The organism is Pannonibacter indicus (genome assembly GCF_001418225.1).
GTDB classification, from domain to species: domain Bacteria; phylum Pseudomonadota; class Alphaproteobacteria; order Rhizobiales; family Stappiaceae; genus Pannonibacter; species Pannonibacter indicus.
In genome coordinates, this window is the sequence record NZ_LIPT01000004.1 from 198,633 (window position 1) to 221,936 (window position 23,304).

Annotated in this window: 22 protein-coding genes and 2 pseudogenes; 14 read left to right on the plus strand and 10 right to left on the minus strand. The window is 64.3% G+C overall.

Annotated features, from left to right (window positions below; translation table 11 throughout):
- Positions 1-47: 47 nt before the first annotated feature.
- Genes ASC48_RS09180 through ASC48_RS09205 form a run of 6 tightly spaced genes read right to left on the minus strand, consistent with a single transcriptional unit; the run spans position 48 to position 5,135 of the window.
- Positions 48-1,031, minus strand: a complete 984-nt coding sequence (locus ASC48_RS09180; RefSeq protein ID WP_055455448.1) for an energy transducer TonB family protein — start codon at positions 1,029-1,031, stop codon at positions 48-50.
- Complete coding sequence (locus ASC48_RS09185; protein WP_055455449.1) at positions 1,028-1,435, minus strand: ExbD/TolR family protein; 408 nt, start codon at positions 1,433-1,435, stop codon at positions 1,028-1,030. Before ASC48_RS09185 ends, ASC48_RS09180 begins: the two co-directional genes overlap by 4 nt.
- Positions 1,436-1,463: 28 nt before the next feature.
- Positions 1,464-1,850, minus strand: a complete 387-nt coding sequence (locus tag ASC48_RS09190) for a biopolymer transporter ExbD (RefSeq protein WP_055455450.1) — start codon at positions 1,848-1,850, stop codon at positions 1,464-1,466.
- On the minus strand, positions 1,840-2,547 hold the full coding sequence (locus tag ASC48_RS09195; RefSeq protein WP_055455451.1) for a MotA/TolQ/ExbB proton channel family protein: 708 nt from the start codon (positions 2,545-2,547) through the stop codon (positions 1,840-1,842). Before ASC48_RS09195 ends, ASC48_RS09190 begins: the two co-directional genes overlap by 11 nt.
- 10 nt (positions 2,548-2,557) lie before the next feature.
- A complete protein-coding gene (locus ASC48_RS09200; protein ID WP_055455452.1) occupies positions 2,558-3,001 on the minus strand; it encodes a hypothetical protein in 444 nt (147 codons plus the stop codon).
- A gap of 1 nt (position 3,002) precedes the next feature.
- The gene (locus ASC48_RS09205) at positions 3,003-5,135 is read right to left on the minus strand and encodes a TonB-dependent hemoglobin/transferrin/lactoferrin family receptor (RefSeq protein ID WP_072242575.1); all 2,133 of its coding nucleotides are present in this window, start codon (positions 5,133-5,135) and stop codon (positions 3,003-3,005) included.
- 362 nt (positions 5,136-5,497) lie between these two features.
- Between ASC48_RS09205 and ASC48_RS09210 the strand changes: the two genes are divergently transcribed.
- The 5 genes from ASC48_RS09210 (at position 5,498) to ASC48_RS09230 (ending at position 9,748) form a co-directional block, all read left to right on the plus strand.
- Positions 5,498-6,583 (plus strand): hemin-degrading factor, encoded by a 1,086-nt coding sequence (locus ASC48_RS09210; RefSeq protein WP_082440055.1) that lies wholly within the window; start codon positions 5,498-5,500, stop codon positions 6,581-6,583.
- Between the two features lie 77 nt (positions 6,584-6,660).
- Positions 6,661-7,530, plus strand: coding sequence for a heme/hemin ABC transporter substrate-binding protein (locus ASC48_RS09215; protein WP_055455526.1), 870 nt, complete (start codon positions 6,661-6,663; stop codon positions 7,528-7,530).
- A 17-nt stretch (positions 7,531-7,547) separates the two neighbouring features.
- A complete protein-coding gene (locus ASC48_RS09220; RefSeq protein WP_055455527.1) occupies positions 7,548-8,639 on the plus strand; it encodes a FecCD family ABC transporter permease in 1,092 nt (363 codons plus the stop codon).
- A 5-nt stretch (positions 8,640-8,644) separates the two neighbouring features.
- Positions 8,645-9,442, plus strand: a complete 798-nt coding sequence (locus tag ASC48_RS09225; protein WP_055455454.1) for a heme ABC transporter ATP-binding protein — start codon at positions 8,645-8,647, stop codon at positions 9,440-9,442.
- Positions 9,443-9,520: 78 nt separating this feature from the next.
- Complete coding sequence (locus tag ASC48_RS09230; protein ID WP_141658912.1) at positions 9,521-9,748, plus strand: hypothetical protein; 228 nt, start codon at positions 9,521-9,523, stop codon at positions 9,746-9,748.
- 2 nt (positions 9,749-9,750) lie between these two features.
- Here the strand turns inward: ASC48_RS09230 and ASC48_RS09235 are convergent, their stop codons facing one another.
- The 3 genes and pseudogenes from ASC48_RS09235 to ASC48_RS09245 all read right to left on the minus strand — a co-directional run bounded on the left by ASC48_RS09235 (position 9,751) and on the right by ASC48_RS09245 (position 13,108).
- Entirely contained in the window at positions 9,751-10,875 is a 1,125-nt protein-coding gene (locus tag ASC48_RS09235) for a PQQ-dependent sugar dehydrogenase (protein ID WP_055455456.1), read from the minus strand.
- A 520-nt stretch (positions 10,876-11,395) separates the two neighbouring features.
- Positions 11,396-12,707: pseudogene (locus ASC48_RS20260) on the minus strand (M20/M25/M40 family metallo-hydrolase).
- The gene (locus tag ASC48_RS09245) at positions 12,704-13,108 is read right to left on the minus strand and encodes an ABC transporter ATP-binding protein (protein WP_055455457.1); all 405 of its coding nucleotides are present in this window, start codon (positions 13,106-13,108) and stop codon (positions 12,704-12,706) included. The pseudogene ASC48_RS20260 and the gene ASC48_RS09245 overlap by 4 nt, the downstream one beginning before the upstream one ends.
- A 17-nt stretch (positions 13,109-13,125) precedes the next feature.
- On the opposite strand from ASC48_RS09245, the pseudogene ASC48_RS19305 reads away from it, so the two are divergent.
- A pseudogene (locus tag ASC48_RS19305) lies at positions 13,126-13,329 on the plus strand (FCD domain-containing protein); the annotation flags it as partial.
- 20 nt (positions 13,330-13,349) lie between these two features.
- On the opposite strand, the gene ASC48_RS09250 reads toward ASC48_RS19305, so the two are convergent.
- Positions 13,350-14,069, minus strand: coding sequence for a GntR family transcriptional regulator (locus ASC48_RS09250; protein WP_072242576.1), 720 nt, complete (start codon positions 14,067-14,069; stop codon positions 13,350-13,352).
- Between the two features lie 172 nt (positions 14,070-14,241).
- Between ASC48_RS09250 and ASC48_RS09255 the strand changes: the two genes are divergently transcribed.
- From ASC48_RS09255 to ASC48_RS09290, 8 genes are all read left to right on the plus strand, one after another.
- Entirely contained in the window at positions 14,242-15,243 is a 1,002-nt protein-coding gene (locus tag ASC48_RS09255; protein WP_141658913.1) for a sialic acid TRAP transporter substrate-binding protein SiaP, read from the plus strand.
- Between the two features lie 18 nt (positions 15,244-15,261).
- Positions 15,262-15,804, plus strand: a complete 543-nt coding sequence (locus ASC48_RS09260; protein ID WP_055455460.1) for a TRAP transporter small permease — start codon at positions 15,262-15,264, stop codon at positions 15,802-15,804.
- On the plus strand, positions 15,801-17,096 hold the full coding sequence (locus ASC48_RS09265) for a TRAP transporter large permease (RefSeq protein WP_055455461.1): 1,296 nt from the start codon (positions 15,801-15,803) through the stop codon (positions 17,094-17,096). The genes ASC48_RS09260 and ASC48_RS09265 overlap by 4 nt, the downstream gene beginning before the upstream one ends.
- 34 nt (positions 17,097-17,130) lie before the next feature.
- Positions 17,131-18,063 (plus strand): dihydrodipicolinate synthase family protein, encoded by a 933-nt coding sequence (locus tag ASC48_RS09270; protein WP_055455462.1) that lies wholly within the window; start codon positions 17,131-17,133, stop codon positions 18,061-18,063.
- Positions 18,064-18,179: 116 nt separating this feature from the next.
- Complete coding sequence (locus tag ASC48_RS09275; RefSeq protein WP_055455463.1) at positions 18,180-18,659, plus strand: hypothetical protein; 480 nt, start codon at positions 18,180-18,182, stop codon at positions 18,657-18,659.
- Positions 18,656-18,889 carry a hypothetical protein gene (locus ASC48_RS09280; RefSeq protein WP_055455464.1) on the plus strand — a complete coding sequence of 78 codons (234 nt, stop codon included), beginning with the start codon at positions 18,656-18,658 and terminating at the stop codon, positions 18,887-18,889. Before ASC48_RS09275 ends, ASC48_RS09280 begins: the two co-directional genes overlap by 4 nt.
- Positions 18,890-18,976: 87 nt before the next feature.
- Positions 18,977-20,014, plus strand: coding sequence for an efflux RND transporter periplasmic adaptor subunit (locus ASC48_RS09285; protein WP_208975630.1), 1,038 nt, complete (start codon positions 18,977-18,979; stop codon positions 20,012-20,014).
- Positions 20,011-23,247: an efflux RND transporter permease subunit gene (locus ASC48_RS09290; protein WP_082440056.1), complete on the plus strand. Its 3,237-nt coding sequence runs from the start codon at positions 20,011-20,013 to the stop codon at positions 23,245-23,247. Before ASC48_RS09285 ends, ASC48_RS09290 begins: the two co-directional genes overlap by 4 nt.
- Positions 23,248-23,304: the final 57 nt, after the last annotated feature.

The following is a 23,304-nucleotide window of genomic DNA, read 5'->3' on the forward strand; positions in this document are numbered from 1 at the left end:
GTTTGCTTGCCAGCCATCATGGGGCTGCCAGGCCGGTTCAACTCAGCTTAGCGGCGCGTGATCTCGACGGGAACGTTGAAATTCCACGTCGAGCGGCCTTCTTCTGCCGGAATGGGCGGGAAGGGCGCGGCGCGGCGGACGAGTTCCAGCGCGACTTCATCCACCTCCGGATTGCCGGAGCTGCTGGAGATGCGAATGGCCGAAACGCTGCCGTCCTTGCTGACGACGAAGGAGACGGTGGCAAGGCCTGCCTCGCGGGAGCGGACGCGGCGCATCGCGCGCTGCAGAGCCCGCTGAACCTGGCCCTTGTAGTTGGTGCGGTCCGAATTGCCGAGGATCGTTGACTGGCCCTGATTTTCGGAACTGCCCTGCGAGGCCACCTGATCGGCGGCGCCGCCTGCGCCCTGAACCGCATTGGCCCTGCTATTGCCCTTCTGTGTGCTTGGCTGGCGCTGTGCTTCCGGTTTCTTCGTCTGGGTCCTTTTGACCGGCTGCACGGGCTTTGCTGCCTCAGCCACCTTGACCGGCAGATCCTTCGGCCGCATTTCCGGCACGGGAACAGGCTCGATTGCGGTGACGGTCTCTTCCGGCGTCTCATTGATCGGCGCGATGGCCTCCGCGCTGGTCAGCGGCTGGATGGCCAGCTCTTCCACCGGCGCGATTTCCTGCGGCTTGATATCCTGCGGCTGGACTTCCGCCATCTGCTGCAGCGGCTCTTGAACGGGCGTTTCGGTGGCTTCCTGCACCGGGATGTCCTGCGCGGTGATGTGCTCCTGCGTCTCCGGCTCGGCGGCGTCCGGATCAACCGGCGCCAGCGTGTCGGGGGACTCGGCGGCAACCGCGTTGGCGGTGTCCGGATCGCCGGAGGTCAGCATGTCCGTATAGGCCTCGCCCAGCATGGAGACGGCCCCGCCGCCGCCTTGAAGCAGGGCCGGCTCCTCGGAGGTGTCGACGGTCAGGGCAATTGCGCCGAAATGCAGTGTCACCGATGCCAGAAGGGCTGCACCCAGGTGCCATGGTCTCAGTTTCATTGCGTGCCTGCCTTCCGTGTCACGACACGGATTGCCGGCGCACCGGCGGCATAGAGCTCGTCAACGATTTCCACGAGACGTGCCGCATCAAGGTTGCGGTCCACACCGAGTTTCAACAGGCTGTCCGGCCCTTCGGCGGGCAGCGGGTTGGCGGCGAGATAGGAAGCTGCATCCGTGGGCTGACCGCGGAACACCAGCGTGCCATCCGCGCGCACATAAAGCGCCTCAGGCGGCGGCAGGCTTTCTGCATCGGTGGTCTCCACCAGATCGACCTGCTTGTCGGCCGGGGGCGCAAGCTGGCCTGCGACCAGAAAGAAAATCAGCATCAGGAAGACGATGTTGATCAGCGAGATGGTGCTTTCCATCTTCCGCCTGGTTTTTTCGAGCGGGATCCGCACGGCCATGTCTGTAGCTCCTTGCCTTCCGCGCCCGTTAGCGGGCGACGTGCAGGGTAAGCGCCGGCGCAAGGCGGCGCACGGTCTGAACGGCGTCGATCAGGCCCTGGGCATTTGCCCCTTCGCGGGCAACGACGAGCGCAGAGGTCGCCCCCTTGTCCTGCAGGTCTGCCAGCCGGTCTGCCATCTCTTCGGGCATTACGGTCACACCGTTGATGCGCAGGCCGTCGGCCTCGACAAAAACGAGGATGCCCGGCGTGCCGGAGGCGCCGCCGCCAGCCTGACCGGGCTTGCCCAGATCCACCCCCGCAAACCGGGTGAAGGTGGTGGACAGCATGAAGAACAGCAGCAGCAGGAAGATCACGTCGATGAGGGAGGTCATCGACAGCGGCCGCCTGCGCCGCTGCGGCATGTTAATGCGCATGGGAAACCTTCCCGAGGACAGCGCCATCCTGTGCGGCCGGGGCGTGGCGCTCGTGGTCATGTTGGGCAACATCCACCAGAACCTGGGCGCTCAGGGTCTCGACGGCAATGCGCTCGGCTTCGATCCAGGATTCGAACATGGCGAGCAGGGCGGCCACCGGCATGGCGACGGCAAGGCCCGCAGCGGTGGTCAGCAGAGCCACCCAGATGCCGCCGGCAAGGATCGACGGATCCACCGCATCTCCCGCGTTCTGCAGGGCCTGGAAGGCGTCGATCATGCCCAGAACCGTGCCGAACAGACCCAGCAGCGGGGCAAGCTGGGCAATGTTGTCAAGCGCACGGGTGCCGGACTGAAGCGAATGCAGCTGCTGGGCTGCCACCCGGGCGATTTCGTCTTCAATAGCGCTGCGGTCCATCTGGCCGGCTGCCGTCAGGCGCATGGCGGTGACGACCGCATGTTCTGCGGCGCTGACGGGACGGGCGAGGCGCACCAGTGCCTCCTTGCGCCGGCCGGCCCGCCACAGGCCTGCTGCTTCCCGGGCCCGGCCCGGCCGGGCCGTGCGGAAGCGGGCGAACTGGACAAATTTGGCGATGACGATGGCGCCAGCCACAACCGACATGACGGCGATGAGGGCCACGACCGTGCCGCCAAGTTCGATCAGGCTGAAGACCGGGGCGAGATAGGGAGAGTCCAGCATATCCGTGTCCTTACCGGGTGAAGCCGATGTCTGTGCGGCTTGTTGTGGTCAGCGGCGCGCTGCACAGCGGGCTGGCAGCGGCAGCCTTGCAGCCGGATGCGCCGTTGACGAGAATGGAACCGATGCCCGCGCAGGGCTGGTTCGGGATCTGGAACTGGCGGACCACGGTCTTGCCTTCCGGCAGGGCGCCGAAGTCGAAGACGGTCATGCGGTCCACCAGTCCTTCCTTGTTGAAAAGCACAAATTCGAAGCCTGCCGTCTCCAGCGCTGCCCCGGTGCCATTGGTGGCAACGAAAGTCAGGAGGCAGCCGTTACCGGCATCCGCCGCACGGTTCAGCTCCAGCTTGACACCGTCCGCCGCTGCCGGGCTTGTCTGGGCCAGAACTGCGCCGGAAAGGGTGGAGACCAACAGCGCGGCGGCTGCGATCACTTCGAATTTGCGTGCCAGTGTCATGTCACCATCCGAATTTCTTGTTGACGGACAATTTGAACGTGCGCCCCTTGCCATCATCGCCGGAGAGATTGTTGCGGTAGCGCTTGTCAAAGATGTTTTCGACGGCGGCGCGCAGCTCCAGCCCCTTGAACTGGCCCTCATCGAGCTTCCAGTTCACGAAGGCATCGTGCAGCGCATAGCCGGGGAAGGGGCCTGTGGTGGCGCCGGCATCGGCAGAGCCGGTGAACTCGGCGCGCCAGCCGAAATTGACATTGTAGTCCGGGATGCGGCCGCCGAGGGTGACGGCCACCGTTTCTGCCGGAATGGTCGTCAGGGCCGCATTGGTGGTATCGTTCTTGCCGCGCGTCCAGCTGTAGGCGGCGCTGGCAAACACGTAGCGTGAGTCATAGGCGGCTTCGAGTTCCACGCCGTAGATGTGCGCGCTGTGGGCGTTCACGTAATAGGGGACAGCCGAGGCTTGCCGCTGCGGGCCCGTGGTGATCAGGTTCGTCAGATCGTTGTAGAAGCCGGTGGTCTTCAGCGCGATGCTGTCATTGTCGAGGAACAGGTCCTGCCGGCTGACGGCAAAGCCTGCCTCGTAGTTGAAGGATTCCTCCTTCTTCAGATCAAGACTGACGGTGCGCCCGCCGGGATAGGTCGAGCTGGGGGCGCCTGTCGAGAACAGTTCGTCCAGTGTCGGCAGTCGTTCGGTGCGGGCAACCGAGCCGAAGACCGAGAAACTGTCCGTGAACTTGTAGAGCGCGGCGAGCTTCGGCGAGAAGGCGTAATCCGTCTGGGTGGAGGCATTCGGGATGACGCTGTCCGGACGCACGGTCACATAGTCGAGGCGCATGCCCGGCGTGATGGTCAGCCGGTCATTCCAGATGAATTCGTTCTGCGCAAAGACGCCGATCTTCGTGTCTGTGCCCTCAGGGTGGAAGTCAACCCAGCCGGAGCCGCCATTGGTGCCGGCTATGCGTTCCTGATAGCTGAGCTGAGTGCCGGCGGTCAGATAGTTTTCCCAGCTTTCACCTTTGAACTCGAAGGTGTTCTCTGCCTTGGCCTGCCAGGTGCGGTAGCCATAATCGGCATCGCGGAACAGATCCGGCGAGCGGGCAGCAATAGAGGCCGCCACATTGGCATTTTTCTGGGCCACCTTGGTATCCGAGAGCGAGAGGTTGACCTTCATGTTCAGGAACGGATTGCCGGCGGCCGGGTTTTCATAACGCACCACCACCGTCTGATCGGTGATGTCACGGTCGATCCTGCCGAAGGTATCCAGCGTACCTGTCTGGGAGTAAGCGGTGTTATCCGCGTCGCTCTGCCAGCGCTCGTAGGAGATGCGCAGGGACTGCTCCTTGCCGTCGCCGAAATAATGCGTGACCTTGGCAAGACCGGAGAAGCTGTCAAAGGCTGATCCGGTGATGCGGGTGCCATTGCCGGTTTCGTAGTCATCCGAGCGGCGGAAATTGCCATTGAGCAGGGCTTCTGTATCGGGCCCGAGCTTCATGGCTGCGATGGCTGACGTCATGAGGCCGCTCTTGTTGCTGTCGAAACTGGTCTTGAGCCGGACGGCAACCGTTTCGCCGTCTTCAAGAAAGTCGGAAGCATCCTTGGTCTCGAAATTGATCACGCCACCCAATGCGCCCGCGCCATACAGGGTCGAGGAGGCAGGTCCGCGCAGAATCTCGACACGCTTGTAGAGTTCAGGGTCGGAAAAGAACGAGCCCATGCGGTACATTTCGAAGAACTTGTTGGCGCCATCCACGGTGATGATGATCTTGGATTCGTCCGCCGACCCCAGATCGCCGATGCCGCGGATGTTGAATGACTGCCCTGCGATACGGTCGCTGCCGGTCATTGTCACACCCGGCGTCTGCTTGAAAATATCGCCGATGGTCGTCGCCTGGGCGTTGTCGATCTGCTCCTGATCGATCACCGTCACGGCCTGCGGTGTATCGATGGCGACCTTCTCCTGCCCGGTGCCGAGAACGATCTTCTGCAAGGCCGTGACGGCCTGCGGCTTGTTTTCTGCTTTGTCTGTTACCTTGTCTGCTACCGTAGCCTGCTGCGCATTTGCACTGCCTGCATAGGCGAGCGCAATCAGCGCCACGCCGTTCAGCCAAAACCCTGCCGTGCTCCGTCCGCGAGTCATTTCATACGCCTCTTTCTGGTCTATCCCGCTGGCTGGCAAAGGGCTCGCTCGCTGAACTGTGAAACTCTAAAACCTGATTAACGTATTCAGGTATTGCGGTCGATACAAAAGATGAATATTGAAGTCAACTATCGGCGGTGACGATCCTGTCGCAGGTCAGCATTTTCTGCAGGCCCTTGCGCGGTTGGACCTGCCGGATGGGTTTGAACAAAACGGCATGCCTGCCAGGCAAAACCCCAGCTTCCGGCAGCCGGAACCCGTTACGCGCCATTCAAAGATGCGCCTGCAAAGCTCTGCCTTTGGCAGGTGCTGGCCCTTGCCGGTCCTCGGGAGCCGGCCACGCAACAAAGCGGGGAAGACACATGACCATGACTGCCTATCGCGATCTGGCGCCGGAGGAGATCCGCGCCGCTGTCAGCGCCAATCCGGACCGCCGCGAGCGCGATCTGGCGCAGGAACTGGGGATCAGCGAGGCGCAGCTTGTGGCCGCGTTCTGCGGCCATGGCGTGCGCCGTGTCGAGGCTTCGATGGCCGGCATTTGCGAGGGCATGCAGGCTGTGGGGGAGGTGATGGCGCTGACCCGCAACGAAAGCGCCGTCCATGAAAAGATCGGGCCGTTTGAAAAGTTCGTGAATGGCACCCGCACCGGCCTGATGCTGGGCAGCCAGATCGACACCCGCATGTTCCCGGTGCATTGGGTGCATGCTTTCGCGGTGGAAAAGCCTTCTGATCAGGGGCCGCGCCGTAGCCTGCAGGTGTTCGATGCTCATGGCGAAGCCGTGTTCAAGGTGCATCTGCGCGCCGCTTCCAATGTGGAAGCCTTCGAGGCGCTGGTGGAGCGCCTTGCGCTCTCTGACCAGACGCCGGGCCTTGGCACAGTCCCGCAGCGCCCGCGGCCTGAGCCACGCCGCCCGCTCGATAGCAGCAAGGCCGGCGACTTGCGCAGCCGCTGGTCGGCCATGAACGATCCGCATCAGTTCTTCAACATCCTGCGCGAACTCGACATCGAGCGCATCAATGCACTGGCGCTGGCGGGTGAAGACAAGGCCTGGCAGGTGGATGGCGACAGCATCCGCGTCATGCTGCGGCTGGTGTCCGGCAATGCGATCCCGCTGATGTGTTTCGTTGCCAACCGGGGATGCGTGCAGATTCACTCCGGCCCGGTGATGAACATCAAGGAGATGGGGCCTTGGATCAATGTCATGGACCCCACATTCCATCTGCATCTGCGGCTCGACCACATCAGCGAGATCTGGGCCGTGCGCAAGGGCGCGGATGTGGGGCATGTGACGTCGCTGGAAGCCTATGGGGCCGATGGCAATCTGATCATCCAGTTCTTCGGCGTGCGCGGTGAGGGCAACCATGAGCGCAGCGACTGGCGCGAACTGGTGGAACACCTGCCGCGCCTTGCTCCGCAGACAGCGGTGCTGCCGTCTGCGGCCGAATAAGCCCAGCGTCTTGTAAGGATATGATGATGCGTCTGCTTTCCTCTCTTTCCCTTCCGTGCGGCCTGGCGCTCACGCCCATGGCGGCCGCACTGTTGAGCCTTGGACTGGGCTTCACGGCACCTGAAGCCCGTGCGCAGGAGCCTGCCTCTCTGGCCGGGGCACAGCGAATCGTCTCCGTTGGCGGGGCTGTCACGGAAGTGGTCTATGCCCTTGGCGCGCAAGACCGTCTGGTGGCGCGGGACAGCACCAGCTCCTATCCGCCCGAGGCTCTGGCGCTGCCCGACACGGGTTACATGCGCGCCCTGTCGCCGGAAGGCGTGCTGGCGGCCGCTCCCGATGGCCTGCTGGTCATTGAGGGCAGCGGCCCTGCGGAAGCGCTGGATGTGCTGAAGAAGGCCGGAGTGCCGCTCGTCATGGTGCCGGACCGCTACACCGCAGAAGGCGTTGCCGAAAAGGTGCGCGTGGTGGGCAAGGCGCTGGGGCTGGAAGACAAGGCGGAAGATCTGGCGGCGAAGCTGGAAGCCGATCTCAAGGCTGTGGCGGAAGCTGCGGCCAAGCGTGAGGTCAAGCCGCGCGTGCTCTTCATTCTGTCCCTGCAGGGCGGGCGCATCATGGCTTCCGGTGAAGGTTCTGCTGCCGATGCGGTCATTCAGCTTGCCGGCGGCGTCAACGCGGTGTCCGGTTTCAACGGTTACAAGCCCTTGAGCGATGAGGCGATCACGGAGGCAAAGCCCGACATCATTCTGATGATGGATCGCGGCGGCCAGCATGATGCAACGCTGGAGGAAATGCGTGGCCATGCGGCGCTGTCGCTGACGCCTGCTGTTCAGGCCGGGCACATCGTGCGCATGGACGGGCTGTTCATGATCGGCTTCGGGCCGCGCACCGCCGATGCCGTGCGCGAGCTTTCCGCCGCCTTTGACAAGGCCGCGGCTGCCAGCCAGTGAGGGACCGGCAGATGGCCATGACAGCAGCTGAAACAGTGGCCGCAGATCACGGGCCTCTCGAAGGGGACCGCAGCGGGCGGGCGCGGCAGGTGATTGCCGGGCTCTCCGTCCTCCTGATCCTTGCCATCCTGCTGGCACTGATGACGGGCCCGACCGGCCTTGCGAGCTTCGATGCAGTTCTCGGCATTCTGACGGGCCAGGAAAGCGAGGGGCTGATGGCCATGCGCGACCGGATCATCCTCGCCGACATCCGCTTTCCGCGCATGGTGGTGGGCGTCTTCATCGGCGCGGGGCTGGCTGTCTCCGGCGTGCTGATGCAGGGGCTGTTCCGCAATCCGCTGGCCGACCCCGGTATCGTCGGCGTTTCTTCAGGGGCAGGACTTGGGGCCGCGCTGATGATCGTCGCCGGGTCCTGGCTGCCGGCAGGCCTGATGGCCTCGCTCGGCATTCTGGCGCTGCCTTTCGCGGCCTTTCTCGGCGGTCTTGCCACAACGGCACTGCTCTACCGGATCGGCACGCGCGGCGGCTACACCGATGTGGCAACCATGCTTCTGGCAGGCATTGCCGTGGCAGCGCTGGCGGGGGCTGCCATCGGCCTGCTGATCTTCACCGCAGATGACAAGCAGTTGCGTGACATCAATTTCTGGTTGCTCGGATCGCTTGCGGGCGCGACAAAGGACAAGATCCTGATGTGCGTACCGGTGATCGCCGCTGTGCTTGCGTCCATGCCGTTCATGGCGCGCGGGCTGAATGCGCTGGTGCTGGGCGAGGCGGCGGCGGGGCATCTGGGCATTCCCGTTCAGCGGTTGAAGCGGCTGAGCATCGTCGCCGTGGCGGCGGCGACCGGGGCCGGTGTGGCCGTCAGCGGCAGCATCGGCTTTGTCGGGATCGTCGTGCCGCATCTGCTGCGGCTGACCATCGGCCCGGATCACCGTTACCTTCTGCCCGCCTCGGCGCTGCTAGGGGCAAGCCTGCTGCTTCTTGCCGACACGGTGGCACGCACCATCGTGACGCCAGCCGAACTGCCCATCGGCATTCTCACCGCGCTGGCCGGCGCTCCCTTCTTCCTCTGGATCCTGCTGAAACGGCGGGGCTTTGCGCTGAGGTGACGGACATGGCAAAGCTGGAAGTGAAGACCCTCACCGTTTCGCTCTCCGGGCGCGACATTGTTCGGCAGATTTCCTTCGAGGCGCGGGCAGGCGAGGTGACGGCGATTGCCGGGCCGAACGGTTCCGGCAAGAGCACGCTGCTCAAGGCCATTTGCGGTGAACACCGGCACGGCGGCAGCGTGCATCTGAACGGTCATGATCTGCGCCGCGTCCCGGCCCATGTCCTGGCCCGCTTCCGGGCCGTTCTGCCGCAAAGCTCGGCCATCGCCTTTCCGCTGACCGTGACCGAACTGGTGCGGCTCGGCGGTGCGGGAATGCCGCCGCCGGATTCCCGCGTGCGCGAGGCGCTGGCGCGGGTGGGCCTGAACGGTTTCGGCGGGCGGCAGTATCAGTCGCTGTCCGGCGGCGAGCAGCAGCGGGCGCAGCTTGCCCGCGTGCTGTGCCAGATCTGGGAGCCTGTCGGCCTGGAAGGACCGCGCTGGCTGTTTCTGGACGAGCCCGTCGCCAGCCTCGACATTCACCACCAGCTGATGATCATGGATCTGGCCGCAGATTATGCAAAGGCCGGAGGTGGCGTCGTTGCCGTGATGCATGACCTCAACCTGACGGCCATGTATGCGGCGCGCGTACTCGCCCTGAAAGCGGGGCAGGTGATTGCCTGCGGCGCGACGGCCGAAACGTTGACGACTGAGGTGCTCTCTGAAGTTTACTCCTGCCCCTTGCGCGTTGGCGCCGTGCCGCCGCCCGGAACGCCTTTCATCCTGCCGCATCTTTGCCATGCGCGTCTGCATGCTGCGGAATGAAGAGGATCTGTGCGTCTCCGGCCGCATCCGGCCCGTGAGCGTGCAGATCGAGCCATTACAGATGCAGGAAGCCTGATGATGCGCCTTGTTCCTGATCCCTCCCGCGCCTTTGCCCTTGCGGCCGTGCTGGCCGCCGCGCTTGTTCCGGCAGGTTGCGCCTCGGTCGGCGTTGGCGGCGCGGTGATCACCTCCAGCCCGGAAAATGGCACACAGGTGCGTGGCGGCGCCGTGGGGCTTTCAACGGGCCCCGATGGGGTCACCGCCAGCCGGGTGACCATCGATGGCCGTTCGGCTGGCGGCTATTGAGTTCAGCCTGCCGGTTCCAGCCGCACCAGCTTGCCATCGGGCGCATCCGTCAGCAGATAGAGGAAGCCGTCCGGGCCTGTCCGCACGTCGCGGATGCGCCAGCCCTTGTCTTCCAGCAGCCGCTCCTCGCCTACGATCTTGCCGTCTTCCATGTCGAGCCGGTTGAGATGGGTCAGCGCGAGAGCGCCCATGAACAGGTCCCCCTGCCAGCCCTTGAAGGCATCGCCCTGATAGAAGGCCATACCGGACGGGGCGATGGAGGGCACATAGACCTGGATCGGCGGCGTCACGCCTTCCTTCTCCGGCCCTTCGCCCATGGGAAGACCTGAATAGGCGCGGCCGTGGGTGGTTTCCGGCCAGCCGAAGTTGAGCCCGGCCTTGATGACATTCACTTCATCGCCGCCGCGCGGCCCGTGCTCGTTGGCCCAGATCTCCCCGTCCGGCGTCAGGGTCATGCCCTGCGGATTGCGGTTGCCATAGGTGTAGATCTCCGGTAGCGCGCCTGCGGTGCCGAGGAAGGGATTACCCGGCGCTGGCGCGCCATCCGTCGTGATGCGGATGATCTTGCCCGAGTGCAGCGACAGATCCTGCGCCGTATCGTCTGCACCATGGTCGCCAATGCTGGCATAAAGATAGCCGTCCGGCCCGAAGACCAGCCGGGAGCCGAAATGGCGTCCGTTCGAGCCCGGCGTCGCCGCGGTGAAGAGGACGGTCACGTCCTCCAGTCCTGTATCCGTCAGCTTTGCCTTGGCGATGCGCGTGGTGCCGCGCCGCTCCACCGGTGTGGAATAGGAGAAGTAGATGGTGCTGTTCGAAGCAAAATCCGGATCGAGGATCACATCCAGCAACCCGCCCTGGCCGCTGTCGTAGATCTCCGGCAGGCCGGTCAGCGGTTCGCTCAGGCTGCCACCGGTGCCCACGATCCGCAGCCGTCCCGGCCGCTCGGTGACGAGCATCCGCCCATCGGGCAGGAAGGCAAGACCCCAGGGATGCTCCAGATCCGTGGCGACTTCCACGATCCTGAAATCAGCGGCCTTGGAGCGGACGGTTTCCTGCGCAATGGCAGCAGGTGCGGCGCCCGCCATGAGGGCGGCAAGACCAAGGGGGAAGAGGCGTGACAGGGGCATCAAGGATCTCCGCAGCTTGAACAAGACGTGCCAGCGGACGGCAAGGCCGCCCGCAGCGTATCCCGCATATGGGGCAGGGGATCGTGAGAACCAACAGGGGCTGCCGGGAATGGCGGGAGGGTCACGCAAGCGTGACTGCGCGAGCCCGGAGTGTCATCCCGGTTTGACGCGCAGCGGCAAGACCGGAATCCAGTACGCCCGGAGAGGGAGATGGCTGATACCGGGGTTACTGGATCCCCGCCTGCGCGGAGATGACAAGGTGAGAGGCTTCGAGGAAGTGGGTGGTTTGGTTCTCTGGCCTGTGCATCCATCACAGGTCCCGGCAGGGAGGCCGGGACGGCGCGGCGGGTAGTGGGTGCGGCGAAAACATCAGCTTCAGACCTCGCACCTTCCGCAGTTCCAATGACTGCTCTGGGAGCGAGTAGTCCCCGGGTTTTCACTTCGCTCCGCCCGGGGCGGCCACTGCGGATGGGATGGCATCGGGAATAATGACTTCGCCTCCGCATCCCCTCGCTCCCTCTCACCCCCGGCGCGGCAGGGATTGGCCTTTTTCCGCGATGTCCAGGAACGGCCCGGTCATCAGGCGCATGCCTTCTTCCATCACCGGCAGCAGCACGTGCCCGTTGGGGCCGTGCGGCCGCATTCGGCGTGGGAATGGGGTACCCAGATGGTGGGCAGGCCGAGGATTTCGGTGAAGGTGCCGTTCGGCAGGGAGCCAGCGAGGTTCGGCAGCACATGCGGCTTCCTTCCGGCGGTTTGCGCCAGCGACTGTTCCACGAACTTGACCAAGGGGTGATCCGGCGGGAAGCGGGTGGCGCGGAAGGCTTCGCCGCGTGAGGGCTTCACGGCGACCTGCGGGAAACCTTGCCTGTCCAGATGACGGCGCGGGGCAGGGATGACGTCCGCCACATCCGTGCCGGCCACAAAACGCAGCTGGATCGTCGCCCGCGCTTTGCCTGACATGGCATTCTGCGGGGCATCGATGTTGCCGTTGGCCATGGCAAGCACGGCCATGGAGTTCCAGCCGAAGACGCGCTCCGAAGGCTTGAGGTCTTCCTGTCCCCAGTCCGCATCATGGCGGCGGGGTGGCAGGTCCTTCAGCGCTTCGCGGATGTTCCGGCGTCAGGTTGCCGGGCAGCCATTCCTTCATGCGGATCTGGCCGCGCTTGTCGGTGATCGAGGCAATGGCATGGGCGAGGATGATCGCCGGATCGGCCAGCAGCCCGCCGAAGTTGCCGGAGTGATGGTCCTAGGGTCGCAGATCGACGGTGAGATCAATGCCCATGCCGCCGCGTGAGCCCATGAACATGGCCGGTGTGTCAGCGGCAAGGCGCGGGCCGTCCGAGGCGATGAGAATGTCCGAGGCGAGCAGGTCGTTCTTTTCCTCGAAGAAATCCCTCAACCCATAGGAGCCGGTCTCTTCGGCCATCTCGATGATGACCTTGGCATTGAAGCCGAGACGGCCGTTTTCCTTGAGGATCAGCTCCATGGCCTTCAGGTTGATCAGATGCTGCACGTTGTTGCAGGCGGTGCTGCGCCCGTAGAGCTTGTCCTCCTCGCGGGTCAGCACGAAGGGGGAGAGGCCCTCGCGCCAGCGGTGCGCCGCCCGGACGCGGGTTGGCATGGATGGCCACGTCAAAGCCCATGGCGGTCAGAATCGGCTCCATTTCGCCGGTGAGATAGGCCATCAGGTCTTCCGGCGTGCCTTCGGACTGGCTGACGGACTTGTGCGCCACAAGCCGGGCGAGATCGGTCTCCAGCCCGCCTTCCGTGACATAGCGGGAGGCGGCGGCGATGAGGTCCTGTCGTGTGGTCATATCTGAGATGTTCATGCTGGGATGGGTTGCGCCGCCGGAATGGCGGGGCCAAGGGCGGCGATGTCCGGCACTTCCCGGCCGCGGCCGGGCATGGCGGCGAGAAGCTGGCGGGTGTAGCCGTTCTGCGGGTTGCCGAAAACCTCGTCCACCGTGCCATATTCCACCGCAACACCCTTCTGCATCACGAGGATATGGCCGGAAATCTCGGCCGCCACCACGTCGAAGTCGTGGGTGACGAAGAGGATGCCAGCCTTGTGGGTTTCCTTCAGCTGCTTGAACATGCTGAGGATCTGCGCCTGCGTCGTCACGTCCAGCGCCGTCGTCGGCTCGTCGGCGATCCGCAGGCGCGGCTCCATGGCCAGTGCCATGACGATGCGCTGGCGCTGGCCGCCTCCGGCCTGGTCGAACTTATCCACAACCGCGGCGCCTCAGGCCTTTCCGGCAGGCAAAGCTTTCTGCCGCAGACCGGCTGCGCGCCTCCATGCAGGAGCACCGGGACATCCTCAATGCTCTGGAGGCCGGGGACACGGCTGCGGCCGAGCGGCTGATGCGCTCCCACATTCAGGTACAGACGGCCGTTTACGGCGAATTGCGCGGTGAATTTGCCATGCGCACACTGGAGCAGGCCAGCGCCTGACATCAGGTCTGACGACAGGGTTAAGGGCCGCCGGTGATCGGCTCGCCCAGCGCGATGCGCATGGAATTGGTGATGTGGTGGGCCAGCGCCTGCTGCGCTTCTGCGTAGCGGCCTTCCGCCATGGGCTCCAGAAAGGCCAGATGCTCGCGGATGACGCGCACCGCATTCGCCGGGGTCACCCTGATCTGCGATTGCACCGCCATGCGCACCTTGATGGCATTGACCCGGTAGACGTTGCTCATCACCGCATTGCCCAGCGCCCCAATCAGGCCCTCATGCATTTCCCAGTCGAGATGCTGGATCATGTGGGCAGCGGCGTCATGGCCTGCGGGATCTGCCTGCAACAGCTGCGCCTGGCCTTCCAAGTGCCGGGCAATCCAGCTTTTCAGCAAGGCAGGGTCGAGCTTGGCGGCAATTTCCGGTAAAGCCGCAACTTCGAGCAGGCGGCGCATCTGATAGGCGTCGCGGACGAAGTGAATGTCGAGCCCCGGCACCATCAGGCCGCGTTTGGGCACGGTCACCAGCAGGCCTTCCGCCTCGAAGCGCGGGATGGCTTCACGCACGGCGCCCAGGGTTGCGCCGGTCATGTCCATGAGTTCACGCTGGCTGATGAGCTGGCCTGGCCGCAGGCGGCCGGAATTCAGCAGCTCCTCGATCCCCTCATAGGCAGCCTGACGCAAGGAGACCGGCTTTGCCGCCGAACCTTCTGCCTCCGGCGTCCGGTCCTTCTTCCGGGACATCGTTTGCGTGTTCATTCCTGCTTAACCCAGATTGCTAACCTCATGCTGACATGTTACGACATTGTCACGCCGTTTGCCAGTGGGGTGAATTCACGCCGTTTGGGAACGGGGCGGCCAGCCGGCTTGGAGGAGCAAGACCGGGGCCATAACAAGACCGATCTGGGAGGATATGATGGATCTGAGCCTGACCCGCCGCAAGTTTCTGAGCACCGTTGCTGCCTTCTCCGCGGGCGCAGCCGTTCTGTGCACGATTCCGGCACTCGCCGCTGAAAAGATCACCCTGCGCATGTCGACGCCCGCAACCGAGACGGACAGCCGCACCGTGGCGCTGTCCACCATCTTCGCTCCGGCGATTGCAGAATTTGCCGAGTATCAGCCGCATTATAATGCTTCGTTGTTCAAGCAGGGCACCGAACTGGAGGCCATCGCCCGCGGCAACCTCGAAATGGCCATCACCTCGGCGCAGGAACTGGCGGCCATTTTCCCCGAGTTCTCCATCTTTACCGCCGGTTATCTGCACAAGGACGCCGAGCACCAGAAAAAGGTGTTTGCCGCCGAATTCATGCAGCCGCTGAAGCAGAAGGTTGAGGACGAGCTTGGCGTCAAGCTGCTCTCCGTCATGTATCTCGGCCGGCGTCAGCTGAACCTGCGCACGGACAAGGAAATCAAGACCCCTGCAGACCTGGCAGGGATCAAGCTGCGCATGCCCGGTTCCGACGCCTGGCAGTTCCTCGGCAAGGCTCTTGGCGCGAGCCCGGTGCCGATGGCTTTCACGGAAGTCTACACCGGACTGCAGACCGGCGCGATCGATGGTCAGGACAACCCGCTGCCGACGAACCGCGACATGAAGTTCTATGAAGTCACCAAGCAGATCGTTCTGACCTCGCATCTGGTGGACCTCAACTACATTGCCTTCTCCAAGAAGGTCTGGGACAGCCTGACCGCAGAACAGCAGGCCGCGGTGCAGAAGGCCGCTGATGAGGCTGCCGAAAGCGGCCGCCAGAGGCAGCTGGCGCTTGAGGCGGAGCTGGAGCAGTTCTTCAAGGATCAGGGGCTCAAGGTCTACACGCCTGATATCGAGGCGTTCCGCACCCATGTGCAGAAGCAGTATCTGGAATCGGACTTCTCCAAGTCCTGGCCGGAAGGCATGGTCGATCAGATCAACGCCCTCTGAGTTCCGGAGATAGAGCTCATGCGTGAAATCGCCCGCCGCTTGCAGGCCGGGGCGGATCATGTGGCGGCGGGCTTGCTCGCCGCCCTGTTCGCCACTTTCATCTTTCAGGTCCTGTCCCGCTATGTCTTTCTGCGGTTTTATCCGGGGATCGAAATTGGCTGGACGGTGGAATTCAGCATGACACTGTGGCTGTGGGTGGTGCTCTGGGGGGCAGCGTTCAGCCTCCCGGAAACCTCCCATGTCCGCTTCGACCTGTTCTATCAGGCAGCAGGCCGGCGCACGCGCCGCGTGATGGCCTTTGTGGCCGCGCTGGTGATCGCGGCAGCCTTTGCCGCCGCACTTCCCGCCACCTGGGACTACATCACCTTCTACAAGATCAAGAAGAGCGCCATCCTGAAGTGGCGTCTGGACTATGTCTTCGGCATCTATGCGCTGTTCGCTGCGGCCATCATCGGGCGCTACATCTGGCGGGCCGCCAGGATCGTGCGAGGGGAAGCACCCGGCGAAGACGATACGGACAACTCGGCTGAAATCCTGGCCAATGGGGGAGGGCGGTTGTGACCCTTGCATTCGTCATATGCCTGGGCGTGCTGCTTGCGCTGGCCGCCCTCGGGGCGCCCATTGCCCTGTCCATGATCGTGTCCTCGATCGTCTATGTGGCCATGCGCGGTCAGGACATGGCGCTGCCCGCAGAGCAGCTGATCCAGGGCATCTATGACAGCTATGTCATTCTCGCCGTGCCGCTGTTCATCGTGGCCGCCAACATCATGAATGCGGGAACCGTGTCCGAACGGCTGCTCGGCTTTGTCGTGGCCATTGTCGGGCGCTTCCGGGGCGGGTTGGGTCACGTCAATGTGGTGGCAAGCCTCATCTTCGCCGGTATGTCCGGCTCGGCGGTTGCCGATGCGGCCGGGATCGGCAAGCTGATCATCAACATGATGCGCGAGGGCGGGCGCTATACGGCCGGTTATGCGGCAGCCATCACGGCGGCCTCCTCGACCATCGGCCCCATCATTCCCCCCTCGATCCCGATGGTGCTTTATGCGCTCGTGTCGGACCAGTCGATCGGCTACCTGTTCCTCGGCGGCATCGTGCCGGGCCTGATCATGGGGGCCGTGCTGATGCTGATGAACGCCCGCATTTCGGCGCGGCGCGGCTTCAAGCTGGAGGAGCCGGTTCCGGTCCGGCAGATCCCGCGCCTGACGGTCAATGCCTTCCCGGCGCTGATGATGCCGGTGATCCTGCTGGCCGGCATTTACGGCGGCATGACCACGCCGACGGAAGCCGCCGCTCTGGCCGCGCTTTATGCCCTGTTCCTGTCGGTGGTGTTCTACCGGGCGCTGTCCTTCCGTGCCTTCTGGGACATCATGCGCGTCAGCGCTAGCCAGTCGGCCTCGGTGGGCGTCGTCATCGGCGGGGCGCTCATCTTCAACTACATCGTCGCCTCGGAGAACATTCCGGCACACATGCAGGCCTTTGCCGGGTCGCTCGACATTTCGCCGCTGATGTTCCTGCTGATGATCAACGTGCTGCTGCTGCTGCTCGGCTGTCTTCTGGATGCCTCGACGCTGATCCTCGTCATCATCCCGCTGTTCCTGCCGGCCTGCCGCGAGCTTGGCATCGACCTGGTGCATTTCGGTGTCGTGGCCATCGTCAACTGCATGATCGGCCTGATCACGCCGCCCTATGGCATCGTTCTCTTTGTCATCAACGCCGTCACCGGCATTTCCCTGCGCGAGATGATCCGCGAGATCTGGCCCTTCCTTGGGGCGCTTCTGGCGGCGCTGCTGGCGCTCATCCTCTTCCCTGATCTGGTCCTCTGGCTGCCCCGCATGTTCGGCTACGCCGGCTGACCTCACCTGTCCTTAATGCTGAAAGGAACCTGACGTGTTCGCTCCTATTGGCGGAATTGTGCCCGTTGTCCTGACCCCGTTTACCCCGGATAACCGGATCGACTGGGAGGGCTACGAGGCCCTGATCGAGTGGTATCTGGCCCATGGCAGCGAGGCGCTCTTTGCCGTCTGCCAGTCTTCCGAAATGCAGTTCCTGAGCCTTGAAGAGCGGGTGGACCTTGCCCGCTTCACCATGGACAAGGTGAAGGGCCGCGTGCCGGTCGTCGCCTCGGGCCACATCTCGGACAGCGCCGAAGACCAGAAGGCGGAAATGACCGCCATTGCCGCCACGGGCGTTGACGGGCTGGTGCTGGTGACCAACCGCCTGGCGCAGAAGGACGAGGGCACGGATGTGTTCCGCGCCCGCCTCGATGATCTTCTGGCAGCTCTGCCGAAGGATGTGCCGCTCGGCCTTTACGAATGCCCTGCGCCGTACCGCCGCCTGCTGACGGATGACGAGATCAGATTCTGTGCAGACACAGGCCGCTTCCTGATGCTGAAGGATGTTTCCTGCAATCTGGACGTGGTCAAGCGGCGCGTCGCCCTGACCAAGGGCTCGCCGCTTGCCATCAGCAATGCCAATGCGGCCATTGCCTATCCGGCGATGCAGGCAGGCTCCAAGGGCTTCTGCGGTGTCATGAACAACGTGCATCCGGATCTCTACCGCTGGCTGGAGGATCACGGAACCTCTCATCCGGAACTGGCCGAAGAACTGGCCGTGTTCCTCGCCCTTGCCGCCATGTGCGAGCCGATGGGCTATCCGAAGCTTGCCAAGGTCTATCACCAGCGCCTCGGCACCTTCCGGCATGACCACTGCCGCACCATCACCTATGACATCTTCGACAAGTTCTGGGCGCTGGATGTGATCCTCGACCGGATCGAGCAGGGCACGGCGCAGTTCCGTGAGAAGATTGCAGCGCTCGGCTGATACCAGGACTCAACAGGCTTGACCGCTTGAGTGCTGGTCAAGCCTGTCAACAGGACGGCAACCGCCGGCGGCTGGCCCGAAACCCATGCCATCATCGCCGCACAGGCGGCTCGCTGATGGAGCGGCTGGAGGGGGGGCTTGACGCCTTCCTGTTCGATTTCTCTGTCGCTGCCGGCAATGCCGGAAAACCCGCCGAACAGGATGCCCTGCTGCGGCAGATGGTTGAAGAGGCGCAGGAGAACAAGGCGGAGGACGCCCGCCGTTACCACCGGGCGCTCGTGACCAAGGCCTATGCGCTTCTGTCCACGGACCGGGACGACGAGGCCTTCGACGCCATATCAGCGGCGCTGGCCACGCTGGAGGCCTCCGGCGGGGATGGCCACTTCTTCAACACCGTGTCCGAGAGCGGTGATGCCCTCATGACGCCCGCCTCTGCGGAGATGACAGCCGAAATCTATCAGCGTGGCATGACTTCGCCGCTGTTCGCCAGCACCACGAGCCCCGGCCGGGCGCCTTCCTTATGTTCAACTATGCCGTCTTCCTGCGTGATAAGGGGGCGTATGATGAGGCGCTGCGGCTGCATCTGCCCGCAATGAACGAGCTCTTCAGCATCTTAGGGCCGGAGAGCAAGGAGGGCTTCAATGCCTATGACGGCCTTGCCCAGACCATGCATGCTGCCGGACAGCTGGCGGGGGCGGAGGCGGCCTACAGCTATATGGTGCCGCAGATGTGGCGCCTGTTTGGGGGCGACAATCCGGAGCTGACCTATGCCTTCGTGCTGTTCGAGCACTGCGGCCGGGTCAGATGTGCCGCCAAGAGGCGTTGAGGCGCGCGCGGGAATACCGGGAATTACACATTGGCAGAGCTGAGGTTTGTCCTTATATTTTCAAGATAATGAAAATATGGAATCCCAATGCCCGCATCGACTTGCCCCGTTCCTTCCGCGCCGCGGCGCGGTCTTTGTGTTCCTCAGCGCCTGATCTGCGCGGCTGCTGTCATTGCCGTCTTGCTGCTGCCCGCGGGGGCTGGTGCGGCTGATCTGGCGGTCCAGCCGCTGGAGGTGACCGACTGGAAGGCGGTCTATGCGACCGTCGAACCGGCCGTCCGGGTGCCGGTGCGGGCCCGCACGCAAGGCACGGTGACGGAACTGGCCGTGAAAGAGGGCGACGCCCTGCAGGCGGGGCAGAGGATTGGCCGCATCGTCGATGAGAAGCTGGCGCTGCGGCGGCAGGCGCTCAGCGCCCAGATTGCGGCGGCGCAGTCCGAAGCGGCCAATCTGGAGACGGAGGCCGGCCGGGCGCGGCAGCTGCTGGCGCGCGGCACTATCTCGCAGGCCCGTGTCGATCAGCTGGAAACCCAGCTGGAGGTGGCGCGCAACAGCCTGAGAGCCGCAGAGGCCGAGCGGGATGTGCTGGACCAGCAGGAGCGGGAAGGCGAAATCCTGGCGGCCGCCAGCGGCCGTGTCCTGTCCGTGCCCGTTGCACTTGGGGCGCTGGTGATGCCGGGCGAAACCATTGCCGAAATCGCACGCGAAGGCTTCATCCTGCGGCTGGAGCTTCCCGAACGCCATGCGGGTCTGATGAAGGCCGGGGACACCCTGCACCTGCTGCAAGAGGCGGGCGCTGCCCGGCGCAGCGGCGAGATCACGCTGGTCTATCCGGAGCTGCGCGGCGGGCGGGTGATTGCCGATGCTTCGGCGCCGGACATGGGCGATTTCTTCGTTGGCGAACGGATTCCGGTCGAGATCGCCACCGGCACCCGAAGCGTTCTGGCCGTGCCGGAGGCGGCGCTGACCACCCGTTACGGGCTTGATTATGTGCAGCTGCGCCGCAAGGACGGCAGCATTGCGGCCATCACCGTACAGCGCGGGCAGCTGTTCGAAACACAGGACGGCCCGCAGGTGGAAATCCTGAGCGGTCTTGCCGCCGGTGATGTGGTGGTTCTGCCATGAGCCAGACACCCAACAGCATGCCCCCGCAGGCAGGCCTCGGCCTGTCGGGCCGCCTGACCGCCGCTTTCATCGCCTCGCCGCTGACGCCGCTGCTGCTCCTTGCCTCGCTGATTGTCGGGTTCATCTCGCTGGCAACGCTGCCGCGCGAGGAAGAGCCGCAGATTTCCGTGCCCATGGTGGATATTCTGGTCAGCGCCGATGGCCTCAAGGCCCCCGATGCGGTCAAGCTCGTCACCGAGCCGCTGGAGACCATCGTCAAGGCCATCAATGGCGTGGAGCATGTCTACAGCCAGACCCAGGATGACCGGGTCATGGTGACGGCCCGGTTTCTGGTTGGTACGCCCTCCGACAGCGCCATCCTGCGGGTGCATGAAAAAATCCGCGCCAACATGGACCGCATTCCGTCCGGCATTCCCGAGCCGCTCGTCGTCGGGCGCGGGGTGGATGATGTGGCCATCGTGGTGGCAACGCTCGCCCCGGATGCGGCCTCGGCAGAAAACTGGAGCCCGTCAGCGCTCTACGGCCTGGCGCAGGAAGTGCGCACGTCGCTGGCGCGGCTGGATGACGTGGGACTGACCTATCTGGTGGGCACGGGCCCGGACGAGATCCGGGTGGAACCGGACCCGGAACGGCTGTCGCGGCTCAACGTGACGCTGGATCAGCTTCTGGGCAAGATCACCAGCGCCAACCGCTCGTTCCTCGCCGGCACCGTGCGGCAGGACGGTGAGGCGCTGCAGGCTGTGGCGGGGCAGACGCTCGGCACCATTCCGGCCATCGGCAACCTGTTGATCACCAGCCGGGATGGCCGCCCGGTCTATGTCAAGGACGTGGCCACCATCACGGTCGGCGCAGGAACGGAAGACCGTCAGGTCTGGCATTACGGCCGTGACGCGACCTCCGGCAGCCTGACGCCGGTGCCGGCCGTGTCCATTGCCGTGGCCAAGCGGGCTGGGGCCAATGCGGTGCTGATCGCCGAAGAGGTCCGCGAGCATCTTGAGAGCCTTGAAGGCTCGCTGATCCCGGAGGGTGTCTCCGTCCACATCACCCGTGATTATGGCGAAACGGCCAATGAAAAGGCCAATGAGCTGCTGTTCCATCTGGCGCTCGCCACCGTGTCCATCGTCATTCTGGTGGTGGTCGCCATCGGCTGGCAGGCGGGGCTGGTGGTGGCGATCGTCATTCCCGTGACCATCCTGCTGACGCTCTTTGCCGCCCAGATGATGGGCTACACCATCAACCGGGTGAGCCTGTTTGCGCTGATCTTTGCCATCGGCATTCTGGTGGATGATGCCATCGTGGTGATCGAGAATATCGCCCGCCACTGGGCCATGAATGATGGCCGCAGCCGGGCCGCCGCAGCGATTGCCGCTGTGGCGGAGGTCGGCAATCCGACGATCATCGCCACGCTGACGGTGGTGGCCGCCCTGCTGCCGATGATGTTCGTCTCCGGCATGATGGGTCCCTACATGAGCCCGATCCCGGCTGTGGCCTCGGCGGCGATGCTGTTCTCCTTCTTTGTCGCCGTGGTGCTGACACCCTGGGCCATGCTGAAGATCGCCGGGCGCAAGGCGGGCGAAGGCCATCACGAGGCGGCAGACGGGGGCAAACTGGGGCGGGTCTTCCGCGCCGCTGCACGGCCTGTGCTGAAGACCCGGGGCAGGGCGCTTGCCTTCCTGCTGCTGGCCGGCATGGCCACGCTTGCCAGTATGGTGCTGATCTACACCCGGCATGTGACGGTGAAGCTGCTGCCCTTCGACAACAAGTCGGAGGTGCAGGTGGTGCTGGACATGCCGGAGGGCACGGCGCTGGAAATGACCGCCCGCCAGCTGGGCAACGCAGTGCGCCTGCTGGAAGGTGTGCCGGAGATCCTGTCCGTGCAGGCCCACGCGGGGACGGCTGCGCCTTTCAACTTCAACGGCCTTGTGCGGCATTACTTCCTGCGCAGCGGGCCGGAACTGGGCGACCTTCAGGTCAATCTCCTGCCGAAGGGCGAGAGGTCCCGCGAGAGCCACGCCATTGCGCTTGAAATCCGTCAGCGGCTGGCGGGGCTTGATCTGCCGCGCGGCTCTTCGGTGAAGGTGGTGGAAGTGCCGCCCGGACCGCCGGTGATGGCGACGTTGCAGGCGGAAATCTATGGGCCGGACCCCGACACACGCCGGGCCGTGGCCCAAAGGGTCGCGGACGTCTTCAAGGCCGTGCCCTACATCGTCGATATCGATCTCAGCCAGGGGCTTCCTGCCGGGCGCATCCGCATCGAGATCGACAGCGAGAATCTGGAGTTCCATGGCGTCTCGGAGGCTGACGTCTACCAGACCATCAGCACGCTTCTTGGCGTCACGCCCGCTGGCTATTCGCACCGGGGCGAGGGGCGGGCGCCGCTCGCCATTGTTCTGGCGCTGCCGAAGGCGGACCGGAGCCTCGGACAAAGGCTTCTCTCGACGCCCGTGGCCGCCAATGCCATGCCGGGCAGCCGGGGTGTCGTCGAACTGGGCGATGTGGTGCGGCTCACCCGCGAACCGGCGTCCCACCTCATCTACCGTCACAATGGCCGCCCGGCCGAACTGGTGACGGCGGAACTCGCCGGGGAGTTCGAGGCGCCGATCTACGGCATGCTGGCGGTGGCGGACGGCATTGATGCGGCAGACTGGGCGGATCTGCCAAGGCCGAAGATCAGCTATCACGGCCAGCCCGTCAGTGATGACGAAACCGTCCTTCTGTGGGACGGGGAGTGGGAGGTGACCTTCATCACCTTCCGCGACATGGGCGCGGCCTTTGCCGTGGCGCTGATCGGCATCTATGTGCTGGTGGTGGGGCAGTTCCGCTCCTTCACCGTGCCGCTGGTGATCCTGACGCCGGTGCCGCTGACACTCATCGGCATTCTGCTCGGGCACTGGATCTTCGGGGCGCCTTTCTCCGCCACCTCGATGATCGGTTTCATCGCGCTGGCGGGCATCATCGTGCGCAACTCGATCCTGCTGGTGGATTTCATCCGCCATGCCCGCAAGCCGGAACGCTCCCTGCGCGATGTGCTGCTGGAGGCAGGCTCCATCCGCTTCAAGCCGATCCTGCTGACGGCTGTGGCGGCGATGACCGGCGCGGCGGTGATCCTGACCGATCCGATCTTCCAGGGGCTGGCGATTTCGCTGCTCTTCGGTCTTGCATCCTCGACGCTGCTCACCGTGCTGGTGATCCCGGCGATCTATGTGGTGCTAAGGGAGGATGGCCGGGTGTGAGGCAACGGCCGGAGATGTTCTTTTCTCAGGCCGTATCTTTTCAGGCCGTGATTTTCC